Source organism: Dietzia cinnamea NBRC 102147 (assembly GCF_001571065.1).
GTDB lineage: Bacteria > Actinomycetota > Actinomycetes > Mycobacteriales > Mycobacteriaceae > Dietzia > Dietzia cinnamea.
On record NZ_BCSW01000057.1, the window covers coordinates 1 to 15328 of the forward strand.

At 66.7% G+C, this 15328-nt stretch carries 13 protein-coding genes and 1 pseudogene; all 14 read right to left on the reverse strand.

All coding sequences use genetic code 11. The features are described 5' to 3' along the window. Positions 1-39 precede the first annotated feature (39 nt). Positions 40-1302, reverse strand: coding sequence for a hypothetical protein (locus DCI01S_RS17325; RefSeq protein WP_153038696.1), 1263 nt, complete (start codon positions 1300-1302; stop codon positions 40-42). Between the two features lie 295 nt (positions 1303-1597). Further along, on the reverse strand, positions 1598-2257 hold the full coding sequence (locus tag DCI01S_RS14085; protein WP_061229810.1) for a 3-oxoacid CoA-transferase subunit B: 660 nt from the start codon (positions 2255-2257) through the stop codon (positions 1598-1600). Further along, a complete protein-coding gene (locus tag DCI01S_RS14090; protein ID WP_061229811.1) occupies positions 2257-3033 on the reverse strand; it encodes a CoA transferase subunit A in 777 nt (258 codons plus the stop codon). Before DCI01S_RS14090 ends, DCI01S_RS14085 begins: the two co-directional genes overlap by 1 nt. 157 nt (positions 3034-3190) lie before the next feature. Continuing rightward, positions 3191-4258, reverse strand: a complete 1068-nt coding sequence (locus DCI01S_RS14095; RefSeq protein WP_061229812.1) for an alcohol dehydrogenase catalytic domain-containing protein — start codon at positions 4256-4258, stop codon at positions 3191-3193. A gap of 1 nt (position 4259) precedes the next feature. Then, positions 4260-5768 (reverse strand): aldehyde dehydrogenase family protein, encoded by a 1509-nt coding sequence (locus DCI01S_RS14100; protein ID WP_061229813.1) that lies wholly within the window; start codon positions 5766-5768, stop codon positions 4260-4262. 1 nt (position 5769) lies between these two features. Then, positions 5770-7308, reverse strand: coding sequence for an alpha/beta fold hydrolase (locus DCI01S_RS16890; protein WP_082767838.1), 1539 nt, complete (start codon positions 7306-7308; stop codon positions 5770-5772). After that, positions 7305-8813: a carotenoid oxygenase family protein gene (locus tag DCI01S_RS14110; protein WP_061229814.1), complete on the reverse strand. Its 1509-nt coding sequence runs from the start codon at positions 8811-8813 to the stop codon at positions 7305-7307. Before DCI01S_RS14110 ends, DCI01S_RS16890 begins: the two co-directional genes overlap by 4 nt. 42 nt (positions 8814-8855) lie before the next feature. Next, positions 8856-9455 carry a TetR/AcrR family transcriptional regulator gene (locus DCI01S_RS14115; protein WP_061229815.1) on the reverse strand — a complete coding sequence of 200 codons (600 nt, stop codon included), beginning with the start codon at positions 9453-9455 and terminating at the stop codon, positions 8856-8858. Between the two features lie 34 nt (positions 9456-9489). Continuing rightward, positions 9490-10773, reverse strand: a complete 1284-nt coding sequence (locus tag DCI01S_RS14120) for an ABC transporter substrate-binding protein (protein WP_082767839.1) — start codon at positions 10771-10773, stop codon at positions 9490-9492. Continuing rightward, on the reverse strand, positions 10773-11900 hold the full coding sequence (locus DCI01S_RS14125; protein WP_082767840.1) for a branched-chain amino acid ABC transporter permease: 1128 nt from the start codon (positions 11898-11900) through the stop codon (positions 10773-10775). The genes DCI01S_RS14120 and DCI01S_RS14125 overlap by 1 nt, the downstream gene beginning before the upstream one ends. Beyond that, positions 11897-12838, reverse strand: a complete 942-nt coding sequence (locus DCI01S_RS14130) for a branched-chain amino acid ABC transporter permease (protein WP_061229818.1) — start codon at positions 12836-12838, stop codon at positions 11897-11899. The genes DCI01S_RS14125 and DCI01S_RS14130 overlap by 4 nt, the downstream gene beginning before the upstream one ends. Further along, entirely contained in the window at positions 12835-13560 is a 726-nt protein-coding gene (locus DCI01S_RS14135; protein ID WP_061229819.1) for an ABC transporter ATP-binding protein, read from the reverse strand. Before DCI01S_RS14135 ends, DCI01S_RS14130 begins: the two co-directional genes overlap by 4 nt. After that, complete coding sequence (locus DCI01S_RS14140; RefSeq protein ID WP_109149116.1) at positions 13557-14336, reverse strand: ABC transporter ATP-binding protein; 780 nt, start codon at positions 14334-14336, stop codon at positions 13557-13559. The genes DCI01S_RS14135 and DCI01S_RS14140 overlap by 4 nt, the downstream gene beginning before the upstream one ends. 373 nt (positions 14337-14709) lie before the next feature. Next, positions 14710-14835 (reverse strand): annotated as a pseudogene (locus DCI01S_RS16895) (acetyl-CoA C-acetyltransferase); the annotation flags it as partial. Positions 14836-15328: the final 493 nt, after the last annotated feature.

Genomic DNA, 15328 nt, shown 5'->3' on the forward strand with positions numbered 1-15328 from the left:
TTAGCGGCGTTTGAAACTAGCGACTGGGGCAACGTAGCGCTAGCGTCGCCTAGCTCGCAGTATGCGCCCGGCTTGAGGGTTTTCTCGTGGGTGTGGGGCAGATTCCGGGGGAAGGTCCATGAACGCCGGATCCTGGGACGGGTCCTCGCGGATCCACTGCACCTGGCCCGGCGTTCGGGGATCCAGGTCGATGGTGTGAACGGTTCCCTCGGGTAGTTCAGCTGTCAGGGTGGCGTCGGCGATCCACTTGGTTCCGTCTGCGGTCTCGACTCGGTCGGCTCGCCGCCTGTGGGATTGCACAATGGCAATGATTGAGTCGTCCAAGACTGGGATTAGGTCGCCGTCGATGAGTTCACGCACCGGATATTGGTCTGGGTCGATGTGCACGAATCCGTACTGGGGATGGTCGTGAACCGAGTGGTGTGGGTAGGTGCATACGAACAGGCGGCCCTCGTAGTCGATCGTGTAGTCCCCGCCTTCGGTGGTCACACGGTGCACACTCAGCTCGGTTGGGCCGAGTCGGGCGCAGCGCACGATCTCCTCCGGGGAGGTGATCCAGCACCCGTCGCGGTCAGCATGGACCCTGCGCGACCACTTGTCTGGTGGTGGTTCGATCGACAGTGGTAGGAGGTATTCCACGACCTGAGGTGGGGAGTGGGAGGTATCCACGTGCAGAAGTAGGGGATTGGCCCGATCCATGACCCACACGTCGGTGCCGGTGACAGTTACTGCCCCGGCCTCGAAGTCGGTCACGTCATCGGGGACGGCATCGAGGTCGAGATCCACCAGGACGCCTGTTTCTTGGACCGGATCGTCGTTGGTATAGATCCGCCTCCAGTTTGGCCAGTAGCGATCGGGTGACGGGCCCAGGTCGCGTAGTTGGGCGGTGCCGGTGATTGGGCGGGGTCCGGCATCAGTGGCCCGGAACTGTTCCTCCACTAGTTGCAGTCGCCGTATCTTGCCGGTCATCACGCCGGGGTGACCTGCCACCGCTCGCACGAAATCGGGAATCAGACGCCCGGTGAGGTGGATTCGCCCGCTCACCGGGCGATCGTGCGACCAGTAGGCGGTCCAGCCGTCGCCGAGCACTTCGAAATGCCAGAGCAGTGTCGCGTCGTTGTAAGGATGGGGCTGCGGGGCGTGCCCCCACCGCGGGCGAACAGTGACGGGGGCAGTGAAAGCGCCGGGGGCGCGTGGATCGCGCTCGGTGATGAACACAGGCACAAGGCTGATGACATCACCGATACGCAATGGTGGAAGAGAATTGTCCTGGAAGATCTCGCTCGGAACGAACACGGGCATCGTGCGACCGGTAGTGCCGGGATACATAAACATGCCCCACGCACTAGAGGAACCGATGGGCGAAGCCATCGGGCGCGGGGTTACCTTGGCCGAGACAGTACGCGGCCCGACGGCCAGAGCGCCACTGACGCCAGACATGGCCGGTAGCTCCGCCCAGTGGATTCACTCGCTGGCGACCATCTTGGAGGTTCGACTCTACATAAGGTCTGGTTACCGGCGGGCCAAGGCTGCGGTCGCTCCCTTTTCCTTCTCAGGCTCGATCCAGAAACCGAGCTGATGCGTTGCTCTCGTTGCCTTAACTAGCGGGCAGTCCGTCGGCCACCTGGAACGGTGCGTCGGTGGCGGCCTCGACCTGGTCGAGGGTCACACCGTCCACGATCTCGATGAGGGTCAGTCCGTTCTCGTCGCGGTCGAACACGCCGAGTTCGGTGATGATCCGGTTGACGCAGCCCAGGCCGGTCAGCGGGAGGGAGATCTCGGAGACGATCTTCGATGAGCCGTCCTTGGCGACCTGGTCCATGACCACGACGATCCGGCGCGCGCCCACCACGAGGTCCATCGCGCCGCCCATGCCCTTGACCATGGCGCCGGGGACCATCCAGTTGGCGATGTCGCCGGCCGGGTTGACCTCCATCGCGCCGAGGATAGCCACGTCGATCTTGCCCGAACGGATCATGCCGAAGCTCATCGCCGAGTCGAAGATCGACGAGCCGGGAAGGGTCGTGACGGTCTCCTTGCCGGCGTTGATGAGATCCGGGTCGACGTCGTCGGGGTGCGGGTACGGTCCGATGCCCAGCAGTCCGTTCTCCGACTGCAGGGTGACGTTGACGCCCTCGGGGACGTAGTTGGGGACCAGGGTCGGCAGGCCGATCCCGAGGTTGACGTACTGGCCGTCCTCCAGCTCCAGCGCCGCCCGGGCGGCCATGGCTTTGCGGTCGCGTCCGATCCTGCTCATCAGCGCTGTCCTTCCGAGGGCGGGTTGGTGGTGGTCTTCTCGATCCACTTGGTCTGGGCGACCTGCTCCGGGGTCAGTTCCACCAGGCGGTGGACGAAGATGCCCGGGAGGTGGATGTCGTCGGGGGCGAGTTCGCCGACCTCGACGATCTTCTCGGCCTCGACGATGCAGACCCGGCCGGCCATCGCCGCGAGCGGCGAGAAGTTGCGGGCCGTGAGGTTGAAGCGGAGGTTGCCGCTGCGGTCGGCCACCGCGGCGCGCACCAGCGAGTAGTCGGCCTCGATGGCCTGCTCGAGCACGTAGGTCTCGCCGCGGATCTCGCGGGTCTCCTTGGGCGGGGACGCCACCGCGATCCCGCCGGACGAGTCGTACTTCCACGGCATGCCGCCGTCGGCGACGAACGTGCCGACGCCGGTGCGGGTGTAGAACGCCCCGATGCCGGATCCGCCGGCGCGCATCCGCTCGGCGAGCGTGCCCTGCGGGGTGAGCTCCACCTCGAGCTCACCGGACAGGTACTGGCGGGCGAACTCCTTGTTCTCCCCGACGTAGGAGGAGACGATGCGCCGGAGCTTGCCGCTCTCCAGCAGGATGCCGAGGCCCTTGCCGTCGACGCCGGCGTTGTTGGAGAACACCTCGAAGTCCCCGACGTCGCGGGCGGCGAGGGCCTCGATGACGATCTGCGGGATCCCGCTCAGGCCGAACCCGCCGGCGGCGATGGACGCCCCGTCGGGGATGTCCGCGACGGCCTCGGCCGCGGTCATGATCTTGCTAGACATGCTTCTCCATTAATCTCTAGCTGCAAAGCTAATCTGGGTTTGCTGACCCTTCGGGAAGTCCCGCGGCCGACTCGGTCGCGGGACTTCTGTCATTAGGTGCCGTGGAACACGTCAAGTGCGAGGGTCGTGCTAGCTGCTCCTGCGTAGAAGACACCCGCTAGCTGATCTGGATCACCGAGCGAAGGACTTTGCCTTCGCGCAGCCGTTCGTAGGCGGCCGCGCAGTCGTCGAGTGGCACGACTTCGCTGACGTACCGCGCTATGGGGAAGTATCCGTCTTCGACCTGTTTGACGATGTCCGCGAGGTCGCGCTCGGGCAGGCAGTCGCCCCAGTGCGAGATCTCGATCCGCAGGCGTTTGAGGAAGACTTCGCGCATGCCGTAGTCGGCGACCTCGGTCTGCGTGGGCGCCCCCGAGAGGATCACGCGCGCGCCGCTACCGGCCAGGGAGATCGCCGTGCGCAGGGTGGCCGCGCCGCCGACGGCGTCGATGACCGTGTCGAATCCGGTGGGCAGATCGCCCCGGCCGGGTACGTGCACCTCGGTCGCCCCGAAGGACTTGGCCTCCTCCAGCTTGTCCGGGTTGAGATCCAGCGCGAGGATCCGCCCAGCGCCGGCCGCCTTGGCCGCTCCGATGGCGGCCAGCCCCACGCCCCCGGAGCCGATCACCGCCACGGCGTCGCCTTCGACCACGCCGGCCGTGTTGTGTACAGCCCCGTAGCCGGTCGGGATGCCGCATCCGAGCAACGCGGCCTGCTCGTCGGGGAGGGCCTCGGTGATGGGGGAGACGTGCTGCGCCTCGACCGTGACGTGCGTGGCCAGGCCGCCCGCGGCCAACACGGAGGTGAGCGTCTCGCCCGTTTCCAGTCGCGCCGACCGGGCTGGCCGGATCTTGTTGACGCACGACAACGCGCGGCCGCGACGGCACTGGTCGCACTCACCGCACGGGGCCATGAGGGCGACGACGACACGCTGCCCGGGTTCCAGCCCGGTGACCTGGGGTCCCACGGAATCGATGTGGCCGACGATCTCGTGTCCGAGCAGGTAGGGAAAGTCCGTTCCGGAGCTCCCGTCGATGTAGTGCAGGTCGCTGTGGCACAGCCCGCACGCCTCGACCGCGATCAGCACTTCGGTGCCGATGGGCTCGGGCACTTCGATGGGGACGACCTGAACGGGCCCGCCGGCCGAGGTCACCACGGCGCCGCGCGCCTTGCGGTACTGGCTCATCTCACATCTCCTTGGCACTGGTGCCGTGCGCATCGATCAGCACGCTCTTGACGTTGGTGTAGGCGAGGAAGCCTTCCTCGCCCATCTCCTGGCCGAACCCGGAGGCCCGCCGTCCGCCGATGGTGGTCTCCACGCCACCGTGCACGGCGTACGAGTTGATCCAGAACATCCCGGCGTCCACCGCGCGGGCGGTGCGCAGAGCGCGTCCGATGTCGCCAGTCCAGCAGCCACCGGCGAGCGCGTACTCGGTGGAGTTGGCCAGCTCGATCGCCTGCTGCTCGGTGGAGAACATCTGCACGGCCACGACCGGGCCGAAGACCTCGTCTTTGAGCACGGAGGCGTCGGGCACATCGGTGCAGTCGATCACCGTGGGCGGATAGTGGGCGCCGCCGCCGGGCGTGGTGACCGGCTCGCCACCGCACAGGACCGTGGCGCCCTGCGCCCGTGCCCGCTCGACGATCTGATGCACGCGGTCGACGTCGCGATGGGTGATGAGTGTGCCTACCTGGGTGGCCGGGTCGAACGGGTCACCCACTCTCAGCCCGGAGGCCTCCGCCACGTAGCGGCCGAGGAACTCCTCGTGGATACCGTCCTGCAGCAACAGTCGCGAGCCAGAGAAGCAGCGTTGGCCGCTGTTGCGGAAGATCGCGCCGAGTGAGCCCGTGACCGCCTGGTCGAGGTCGGCGTCGTCGTAGACGATGTTGGCCGACTTGCCGCCGAGCTCCAGGATGAGCCGCTTGTGTCGCCGCACGGCTTCCTCGCCCACCATCACGCCGACCCGGCTGCTGCCGGTGAACGAGAGCATGTCGATCTCGTCGGCCTCCACCAGTGCGCGCCCGACCTCTGCGCCGCCCTGGACGAGGTTGATCACCCCCGCGGGGATGCCCACGGCGGCCGCGTGCTCGGCGAACGCGGCGGCCGCGTACGGGTTCTGGTCAGGGGACTTGACCACCACGGTGTTGCCGGCCGCGATCGCCGCCCCGGCCTTGAGGGCGGAGAACATGAGCGGGGCGTTGAAGGGCATGAAGATTCCGACCACGCCCACCGGGTCGCGCCACGTCAGCCGCTCGAGGCCACTGCCTTCGACCATTGTGGTGCCCTTGACCCGGGTGGCCCAGCCGGCCGCGGACTCCAGGAGCCCGGCCGCGGCATACACGTCCAGCACGGCCTCACCATAGGTTTTGCCGTTGTCGAGGGTGATGAGGTGCGCGAGCCGGTCGAGATCCCCGATCAGTGCCATGCCCAACCGCATGAGCATGCGGGAGCGGTCGTCGGCCGGGGTGCCCGCCCAGGCGGTCTGCGCCGCGCGAGCCGCCCGGGTCGCCGCTGCGACCTGTGCTGGGCTGGTTGCGCGGGGCGTGCCCAGCACAGCGCCGTTCACCGGCGAGGTGACGGTGAACTGCTCTCCGGCCCCGTCGACGAAATCGCCGTCGATCACCGTTATCAACTCCGGCAACGCAGCCGTGGCCAGACGCTCCGTCGCCTCAGAGGTGTTCAGCAGATCGGTCACGTCACCGGCCTTCTTCCGTGTCGAACGCGGGCACGACCTCGCGGATGAACGACATGGTGACCTCGTGATACTCCTCAGGGCATTCTGCGAAGGCGTAGTGGCCTGCGTCCGCGAACTCGTGGTAGCGGGCTCCGTCGACCATGTCGCGCATGCGGCGCATGCCCTCGGCCTTGCACGCCGGGTCGTGGGTTCCCGGCAGCATGATCGTGGGCAGCGACAGGGTTTTCAGTGACGGCACGGAGTTGTATTCCGTGATCGCCTGCATCGACGCCAGGAACGCCTCGGTTCTCATGGCGGACACCACCTCGAAGACCTTGTCGACCTGAGCCCCCGACGCGCCGGGGGCCATCATCGAGGTCAGCAGCCCGGTGGCGTACTCGGGGACGGTGAGGCCGCCCTTCGTGATGGGCTCGACCCGTTCCTCGAGGTACTTGGCCTTGTCCTCCTCGGTCCGGTTGGTGAAGCCGGGGGACGCTGCGGACAGGATGAGTCCGTCCAGGGCGTCGCCGACCAGCGCCGGCACGCGCGGGCCGATGAGGCCGCCCATGGAGTGACCCAGCAGGATGTTGTGCCGGGTCTTCTCGGCCAGGACCAGCCGCGCCGCGTACTCGGCGAGCAGCGGGACGCCGTAGCCGGCGGGGACCTCCTCGCCGGCGCCGTAGCCGGGGCAGGTCCACGCCACGACGCGAAGGCCCGCATCGGTCCAGCGGCGGATCGAGTCCTCGAAGTAGTAGCGGTCGCCGTACGCGCCGTGCAGGAGGAACAGTGTGGTGTCTCCGCTGCCTGCGACCTCGTAGTCCGGAAGTGGCCCCTCGGGCAGTGTGGTGGCCACCAGTCCGCGACCGGCCTCGGCGCGACGCCACCAGTCGCTGATCGCGTCCGCGACCAGGCCCGGCTCCTCCGACGGCAGCATGTGCGCGGTGTCGGGGATCTCGACGTACTCGACGTCGTTGGAACGGGCCCATTCCCGCTGGCGCTCGGTCGGTACGACCTGATCGTGCTCGGCGGTCACCACCAGCACCGGCACGTCGAGTCCGGCGAGGAACTGTGCGCGGTCCGGTCGCTGGCCCAGAGCCACCGCGTGGGCGGCGAACCGTTGCGGGCCGTATGCGCGGGCCCCGCGCAGTCGCTCCTCGCGGACCGCCGGGTCATCGGCACGCTCACCGTGGAACACCAGGTTCATCCGGCCCACGGCGAGCTGTTCGTACTGCTCGTCGGAAAGATCGGCAGCCCGCTGCACGCGCTGGGCTGCCGAGTCTGCGTCCTCGTCGTCGTCAGGACTGTTGACCAGGGCGAGCCCCGCGACCAGGGACGGATGGCGCTCGGCGAGTCGCATGGCGATGACGCCGCCGAAGGAGTGGCCCACCACCACGGACGCGGGTGGCACCTGCTCGGCCACGGAGTCGACCAGCGCGTCGAGGTCCGGCACGGCGGGCAAGTCCAACGCGACCGTCTCGAAGCGCTCGGGCAGTGCGCGGCGCACGGGGTCCCACACTAGGGAGTCGTTGTGGAGGCCGGGGAGAAAGACGATGGTGGTCATACGGCCAGCGCCCGCCCTTCGCCCTCGATGCGGTCGCCTTCGACCCAGCAGGCGTGGGTGCCCACCGAGATCCGCTCGGGCAGGATGATCCGGCAGATCGGCCCCGACTCCATGTCGTCGAGCCGGAAGATCACCGCCTCCGATCGGTCCTCGACCATGTCGGTGACAAAGGTGATTCCGTAGCCGTCGTCCTCGCGATCGGTCGCGTCAAGCCCCCGCGCGATGGCCGGCTCGCTGCCGAAGCGGCCCTCGCCGAACTCGAGGCGGGTGGTCTTGTCCTCCGTCATGTCGTAGCGCTTGAGGCCGGTGAGCAGCCACTCTCCAGGCAGGAACGTGGCGTTGTAGCTGTAGCGGTAGGGCAGGCCCTGGACGTCGTTGGAGATGACGGGGAACTCCGTGACCTCGTCGTCCAGCGGGAATTCCCGCACCTCGCCCGTCTTGAGGTTGAACATCCACCGGTACATGTGCGAGCCGGTGGCTGTGGCGTCGACGTTGCGCTTGATGCGTGCGTAGATGTCGTGCGCCTCGGTGCCGCCCACCGGGGGCTTGACCAGTTCGGGCCAGATGCAGCCGTCCTGGATGATCCAGTCGCCCTGTTCGTAACAGTTGGCCAGGTGCATGATCCAGGCCGGCTTGGCCTCGAACCAGCGGACGTCCTCGCTGCGGCCGAAGCGGGGGATGATGCCGAACCGCGCCGGGATGTCGTTGTGGAACTTGCCGCGGCGGATGCCCTTCTCCAGCAGGTCGGCGTCGAAGAAGTACGGCAGGTCGTGCAGGACCGAGTAGTTCTCGGTCATGCCGATGTCGTGGGGCCAGCGGGCGCCCGGCAGATCGATCGGTACGAAGTGGACGAGGTTGTCCTCCTTGTTCACCACGCCGTAGTTTAGGTACGGCGGCTTCTCGGCGAAGTTGAAGAAGATCATGTCGCCGGTCGAGTTGTCGACCTTGTAATGCGAGGCCATACCGCCCGGGACGAACTTGGCCCAGTTGGTATTGGGACCAAGTGTTTCGAGGGTGGTGGGGCTGAGGGTCCACGGCTCCGAACCCTGGGACATTGTGGCGTAGAGCTTGCCGGCGTGCGCCTTGACGTCGGTGCCGGCGTTGTCCTTCATCGCGCCCATCGATCCCCAGCCGCGACGCTCGTACTTCTCCGGCTCCATGATGCCGGGCCAGAGGGACTTCTTGGCGCCCTGCTCGGCGAGGAAGCCTGTGGTGCGCACGAACGCGTTGCGGTACTCGGCCTTGCCGTCGCGGAACCGGACCGCGTGGAGCATCCCGTCGCCGTCGAACGGGTGGTAGACGCCCTTGGGCAGCAGCGCCTGGTTGTGGGTGTTGCGCACGTAGAGTCCGTCAAGGTCTTTGGGGATCGTGCCGATCACCTCGAGCTCGTCGCTGCTCACCGCGTACTCGCGGCCCTGGGGGCGCCAGGGTCCCTTGAGCCACGGATTGTCGATGGACTCGTCGTCGGGGACATCGATGTAGACGGTGTCGTTGACTTCGAACATGGTACTGCTCTCCTTCGGGCCCGATCCGGGCCGAAACGGTGCTTACTCGTGAGGGGGTTCGGGAGGGGCGATGACGGCGAGGATGGTGTCGGTGAGCCTGGTGGCCCAGTTCTCGCCCTCCTCCCAGCGACCGGCGATGGTCATGGCGTAGAACGAGCCGACGAACATGGCGACGATGACCTCGATGTCGAGGTCCGGGCGGGCCTGTCCATTGGTCTGAGCGGTCTCGAGGATGTCGCGCATCTGCCGACGGCGAGGTTCGACGAGCTTCTCCAGCAGTTGCTCGTAGATCGCAGGGTGGTGTCGGCGTTCGACGATCGCGGTGCCGAGCATCCCGACGTAGTGGTTGCTCGACCAGCGTTCGACCAGCGACTCGGCCTGGTCCATGAGGTCGCGGCGCAGGTCTCCCGTGGGCTCGTGGACCGAGCCTTTGATCTGGTTGGCGACCGCGGCGATGACCAACTCGTCCTTCGATGGCCACCGCCGGTAGACCGTGGGCCGGGTCACGCCGGCGTCACGGGCCACCAGGTCGATCGAGGTGCGCTCGTAGCCGTCACGGCTCAGCCGCAGCGCGGCGGCTTCCAGTATCGCGTCATCGGTGGAGACGTTCCGGGGCCGACCGGGCTGGGTCTGTTGAGTCACTGTCGTGGGTCCTTTCAGGGTGGTTCAGAGGCTGTCAGTTGATGGATATAACATCCACGACCGACTTCAGGCCCTCCCCGTGCTGGTACTCCATGAGCTGGACCTCGTCGCGCCAGTTGGGATCGTTCACCCAGTCGAGCGAGGTCTTGGCGCCGTCCGGACCGATCGGGATCTCGGTGTCAATCGTCCAGGCCGCGTTCATGACATTGACCCGGTTGAGGCCGCCATCCAGGCCGGCGGCCTGCTCGAGCACGTCGAGCATGAGCTTGCCGATCTGGTAGCCGCCGGCAGTGTAGGAGCTGTCGACGTCGGCCTGCGGAGCGAACTTGCCTAGCGTCTCGCGGTACTGGAGCATCTCCGGGTCCTCGGCCGTCACCGGGTTGGCGGGGTCGTCGGTCACGGTGAGCACCTGGACGCCGTTCGCGGTGGCGCCGATGGGCATGAAGTTGGACTTCATGGCTGCGCAGGTGTTGTTGACGATGATCTGGCCACCGAAGTCGGCTCGGCGCAGACCGGTGATCAGCGGCGGGCATGCGGTGGTGTTGGTACCCAGGAGGACGACATCCGGGTTCTGCGCCATAGCCCCATTGATCTGTGCAGTGACGCTCGGGGCGGCTGCGGCGACCTGCTCGGTGCCGACCAGTTCGAAGTTCGTTCCCTCGACGGCGTCGCGGACGCCCTGCTCGAACACCTTTGCACGGTCGTCGTCCGTGGTCACAAGAACGATCCGTCCGCCGTCACGGCCGCTCTCGGTGAGCGAGCGGATCCACAGCGCGGCTTCGGTCTCGTACGGCATGAGGTTGGCCGTCGTGAACGGGTGGGCCTCGGGGTTGGCCGCGATGTCGGACACACCAGTGGCGGTCCAAAGCTGCGGGGTGCAGCTCTCCTCAGCGAACGGCTGTGTGGCGGCGACCAGGGGGGTTCCGACCTGTGCCACCATCGCGGTGACCTGTTCGCTGTCGATGAGCTCCCGGACGTTGGTGACCGCGCGGGCGGTTTCGAAGGCGTCATCCTTGACCACTAGTTCGAGGGGGTGTCCCTCGACGCCGCCGGCCTCGTTGGCCTCCTTGAACACCGCGTCGATCGCCTGCGCGATGTTGTTGACCACGGCCAGCGGCCCGGACTGCGCCAGGCTTACGCCGATCTTGATCGGCTCGCCGTCCGGCACGGCGGCCAGGGCGTCGGCCGGGCAGGAGTCCGCGGGCACCGGTCCGCTGGCGGTGCCGCCTTCGGAGCTGGAGTCGCCGCGGGCGCAACCGGTCATGGCGAGGGCGCCGACCGCGCACATTGCGATCATCTTGGTGAAGCTCTTCATCATCACTCCTGGGTTGAGGGTGTCGGGGAGGTAGAGGTATCGGAGGCCTGGGCGGCCGTTCTGGAGGTGCGCGCGGATCCGCGCTCGCGGTACCTGGCGATCCAGCCGGGGACCGCAGTCGGCAGCGATGCCAACCCGCAAGGTAGGAGGAAGACCATCGCGATCAGGACGATCGCGTAGAGGATGTTGGCCTGCGGCCCGCCGACCACGTCCGCTGTGAAGGACGGGAGGAAGGCGATGACGCCGCCGCCGATGAGCGCGCCCCACAGACTGTTGACGCCGCCCACGATGAGTCCGGTGGTGAGCAGGATCGTGAACAGCAGGGCGTAGTCGTCCGGCCCCGCCACCTCGAGAACCATGATGAGTAGCGGCCCGGCAACGGCACCGAGCAGGCCGGCGTAACCGAAGGCCAGGACTCGCTGTTTGCGAACGGCGATGCCGTTGCTCAGCGCGGCGGACTCGTTGGAGCGGATGAGCGCCATCGCCCGGCCGACACGCGAGCGGGCGATGTTGGAGACGAACAGGAAGCACAGCCCGGCGATCGCACAGATGACGAGGAAGCGGAACTGGGTGTTTGTGAGGGCGAGCCATTCGGGCGCCGTCAGGTCGACGCGGGCCAACTTGCCGTTGGCTCCGCCGGTGAAGTCCGAGTATCGCTTGATGATCATCGGGAACACGATGGCGAGTCCGAGCGTCATGGTGGCGAGGTAGTGTCCCTTGACGCGGAGCGCAGGCAGGCCGAGTAGACAGCCGGCCAGGAAGCCCAGCACCGCGGCCACCGGGATGGTCGCCAAGATGGGCCAGTTGTAGTCGGCGACGAGGATCGCGCCTGTGTAGGCGCCGAGTCCGACGAAAGCGCCCTGGGCGAGGGAGAGCTGACCGCTGAATCCGACGACCACAGACAGTCCGAGGATCGCCACGGCGTACACGACCGCCTTGGAGAAGCTGATCAACTCGAAGTCGGGACGGGCGAACGCGATGGCGACGGCCACCACTGCGAGCAGACCGGCGGTGACGAACGGCCGACGCGCGAGGGCACGGAGTCTGTTGGTCCTGGACTGCGGGGCCGGCACTGGGGCGGCGCCGGTCGCACCCGCGTGTGGTGCGGGCGCTGTTGCCGTGGAATTCATGGTCTGACCACCTTTGCCGATCCGAGGAGACCGCTGGGCTTGAGGACGAGGACGAGGAAGATCACTGCCAGAGCGACGGCGACGTTGAGTTCCGGGCCGAGGAAGTTGATGGCGCTGGGGACGGTCGCTTCGAGCAGCCCCACCACCAGGCCGCCGATAAGGGCGCCGGGCAGACTGTCGAATCCACCAAGTGCCGCTGCAGCGAATCCGAAGAGTAGGCCGTTGATCAGCAGGTTGTTGTGGAGGATGCCGGCCTGCTGAGAGAACAACACGCCCACGAATACGCCGATGGCGGCGGCGAGGCCCCAGCCGATGGTGAGGAGCTGGGTGCGGCTGATACCGAGGTAGGTGGCCGATTCAGGGTTGGAGGTCACCGCTCGGTATGCCAGGCCCATCCTGGTCTTGTTCAGCCACAGCTCGATCGCAGTGAAGGTCACCAACAGCAGGGCGATGCCGCCGAGCGTGAAGTAGGTGATGTGGACGACCGGGACGCCGGTGAGGAGTTCGACTTGGTCACCGAGGCCGTTGGGTAGCGGGGATAGTCCCCGCTCGGTGCCGGTACCCCAGATCGCCGCAGCTCCGGCGTTGAAGAGGAGGAAGAGGCCCAGAAGCACGATCAACGGGGCGTAGGAGCTGGTTTGTGGCACCGGTTTGAGCAGAAACCGCCAGGCCAGGGCACCGATGAGGAACATCACCACCATGGCGAGCAGCATCGCGACCCACACGTTCACGCCGAGGAGACTGGAGATGGTGAAGACGACGAACGCCCCGACCATCGACATCTCGCCCTGGGCGAAGTTCAGCTGATTGGAGGTCTTGAAGATGAAGACCAGGGCGAGTGCGAGGAAGGCGTACAGGACGCCGTTGGACAAGCCGTTGATCAGGCTCTGCAGGACGATGTTGAGTTGGAAGTAGTCGGCGTTAAAAATGGCGTTCATTTGGCGATCTCCCCTCCGAGGTAGGCCTGCTGGACGGCCGGGTTACCGCTGAGCTCCTCGGCCGTACCGGCGAGGGCGGTGCGTCCGACTTCGAGGACGAACCCGTGGTGCGCGAACTCAAGGGCGAGTTCTGCGTTCTGTTCCACAACGAGGATCGCCATGCCTGACTCCCGGTTGATCTCCCCGAAGAACTGGAGGATCTCGCGGACGATCTTGGGCGCGAGGCCGAGTGATGGCTCGTCGAGCATGAGGAGCTTAGGGGCGCTGAGCATGGCCCTGGCGATGGCGAGCATCTGTTGCTCGCCGCCACTGAGCAACCCGGCGGGCTGACTGCGCCGCTTGCCCAGGACAGGGAACCGTTCGAACCAGTGGTCGATCTCCTTGGTCGCGGCGGCTCGGTCCTTGCGGAAGATCGCACCGGTCTGAAGGTTCTCGTGGACCGACAGCTCCGCGAAGGTGCCGCGCCCCTGCGGGACATGGGCGATGCCGGCGCGAGCGATTGTGGACGGCGCACGGCCGAGGATCTCCTTGCCCTCGAACTTGATGGAGCCGGTGGCCTTGACGGTCCCACTGATCGCGCGGAGCGTCGTGGTCTTACCGGCGCCGTTGGCGCCGAGCAGAAGCGTGATGGCCCCGGGGGCGACCCTGAGGTCGACACCGTGGAGGACCCGGATGGCTCCGTACGACGCGTTCAGGCCGCGGACGTCGAGGAGTGCACTCATGCCGCTCCCACCCCCAGGTAGGCCTCGACGACGTCGGCTCGGCTCAAGACCTCGTTCGGCTCGCCCTGGGCCAGGACGGAACCGAAGTTGAGGACGACGAGCTTGTCCGACACGGCGCGGATGAGCCCCATGTGGTGCTCCACCAGGACGATGCACAGGTCGCTGTCGCGGTGCAGGCCGGCGATCTTCTCGGCGAGCTCGTCGACCTCGGAGTGGGTGAGCCCGTTGGCCGGTTCGTCCAGCAGGAGGACGCGCGGTTCGAAGGCGATGGCCCGGGCCAGCTCGACCTGCTTGAGGTTGGGCAGTCCCAGTTCGGAGCAGGTGCGATCGGCGATGGACTGCAGGCCCAGCCTCTCGATGGCACTGTCGGCGCGCTCGGCTGCCTCACGGGCCTCCTTCGCGGAACCGAGGCGGAGCCCGCTGCGGATCCAGCCGAAGCGGCCATGCCGGTGGGCGCCGATGAGGACGTTGTCGCGGACAGTGAACTCGGGGACGACGGCCGCGTGTTGGAAGGTTCGGGCGATGCCGAGTCGGGCGATCTGCTCGGTTCGCATTCCTGAGATCTCGGTCCCGTTGAAGGCGATGGTCCCCGTGGACGGGACCATCCCGGTGATCGCGTTGAAGGTCGTGGTCTTGCCCGCGCCGTTGGGGCCGATGAGCCCGAGAACCTGCCCGGCTCGGGCGTCGAAGGTCACGTCGTCCACGGCGACAATTCCGCTGAATTGCACCCGGAGCGAGGTGACCTCCATCACGGGAGGCAGCTCTATCTGTGTCATGGGCCACACCATACCGCTTTACGTTACAGTAAAGTCAAGTACCAGAAAGTCACCCGTCACCGAGCCAGGCCCGGTGCGGACTCTCGTAGATCTCCGGGTGGGTGCGGTGGTGATACTTGTCGCTGATGAACTCGCCGATCGTCGTGTCGAGTTCGGACAGAATCAATACGGGCTCGGGGTGTCGCCGACCGGTGGTGAGATAGCCCGGCCGTTCGGGTGGCGGCGGGGGAGAGGCGCTGATCGGCAGCCGCGGGAGGATGCGGACTCGGTTGGGCGAGTTTGGCTGGAATTTTTCGGGTGGAGTCGACGGATTCGGAGAACATCGTCGAGGGGAAGCCAAAGCCAAAGCCGGATCCGAAGCCGGCCCGCCGGGCCCGATGTCGTCGAGCGACAGACCGGACTTCTGCAGGGCCTCGGCCGTGGCCGGGATGGGCGCGGTGAGCATGATGGCCGGGTCATCGCCCGCCAGGGACGCGGTGTGCACCCGCGCGATCGGGGCAGCCCGCGCCAAGACACAATATCGAATCGCGGTCATTCCGCGCCCTCGTCCAGCGAATCGCCAATAGTGGACAGACGTGTCAGCTGTTCGGGACGGGTCGAGTTCGCGGTATGCGCACCTCGGCATCGTTTGGCGGAAGGTCTGCGTATCAGCTCCGGCCGTGTTCGCGTCCCGAAGCGCTGGCAGGGGCGACCGCCCAAGCGCATCGCAAGCCTTCGGTAGTCCCTTTCACCTGCTGATTCAATGATGCATCAGATGAGGCGGAATGATGATTCATGCAGGTCAAGAACGTGTCGAGGTGTACGATGAGGCCTCCTACAGGCGCGGCGTCCGGGCTGCGTCTGTACGGTGACGTCGCCCCGAGAAGATGATTCTGCAGGTAGGGACCGACCCTGAAGCTGCGCACGAGGGGCTGCTCAAGGTTCGGCGAATGATTCATCTGATGCGATACGCAAACTACAGCTTTACATTAGATAAGTTATCGGCGTTAACG

What these genes read in the sequence shown, in the direction of transcription:
- DCI01S_RS14125 (WP_082767840.1), bottom strand. Translation starts at nt 11,900, where the DNA reads ATGAATTCCACGGCAACAGCGCCCGCACCACACGCGGGTGCGACCGGC.
- DCI01S_RS14095 (WP_061229812.1), bottom strand. Translation starts at nt 4,258, where the DNA reads ATGAGCCAGTACCGCAAGGCGCGCGGCGCCGTGGTGACCTCGGCCGGC.
- DCI01S_RS14090 (WP_061229811.1), bottom strand. Translation starts at nt 3,033, where the DNA reads ATGTCTAGCAAGATCATGACCGCGGCCGAGGCCGTCGCGGACATCCCC.
- DCI01S_RS14140 (WP_109149116.1), bottom strand. Translation starts at nt 14,336, where the DNA reads ATGACACAGATAGAGCTGCCTCCCGTGATGGAGGTCACCTCGCTCCGG.
- DCI01S_RS14110 (WP_061229814.1), bottom strand. Translation starts at nt 8,813, where the DNA reads ATGTTCGAAGTCAACGACACCGTCTACATCGATGTCCCCGACGACGAG.
- DCI01S_RS14130 (WP_061229818.1), bottom strand. Translation starts at nt 12,838, where the DNA reads ATGAACGCCATTTTTAACGCCGACTACTTCCAACTCAACATCGTCCTG.
- DCI01S_RS14085 (WP_061229810.1), bottom strand. Translation starts at nt 2,257, where the DNA reads ATGAGCAGGATCGGACGCGACCGCAAAGCCATGGCCGCCCGGGCGGCG.
- DCI01S_RS14135 (WP_061229819.1), bottom strand. Translation starts at nt 13,560, where the DNA reads ATGAGTGCACTCCTCGACGTCCGCGGCCTGAACGCGTCGTACGGAGCC.
- DCI01S_RS14120 (WP_082767839.1), bottom strand. Translation starts at nt 10,773, where the DNA reads ATGATGAAGAGCTTCACCAAGATGATCGCAATGTGCGCGGTCGGCGCC.
- DCI01S_RS16890 (WP_082767838.1), bottom strand. Translation starts at nt 7,308, where the DNA reads ATGACCACCATCGTCTTTCTCCCCGGCCTCCACAACGACTCCCTAGTG.
- DCI01S_RS17325 (WP_153038696.1), bottom strand. Translation starts at nt 1,302, where the DNA reads ATGCCCGTGTTCGTTCCGAGCGAGATCTTCCAGGACAATTCTCTTCCA.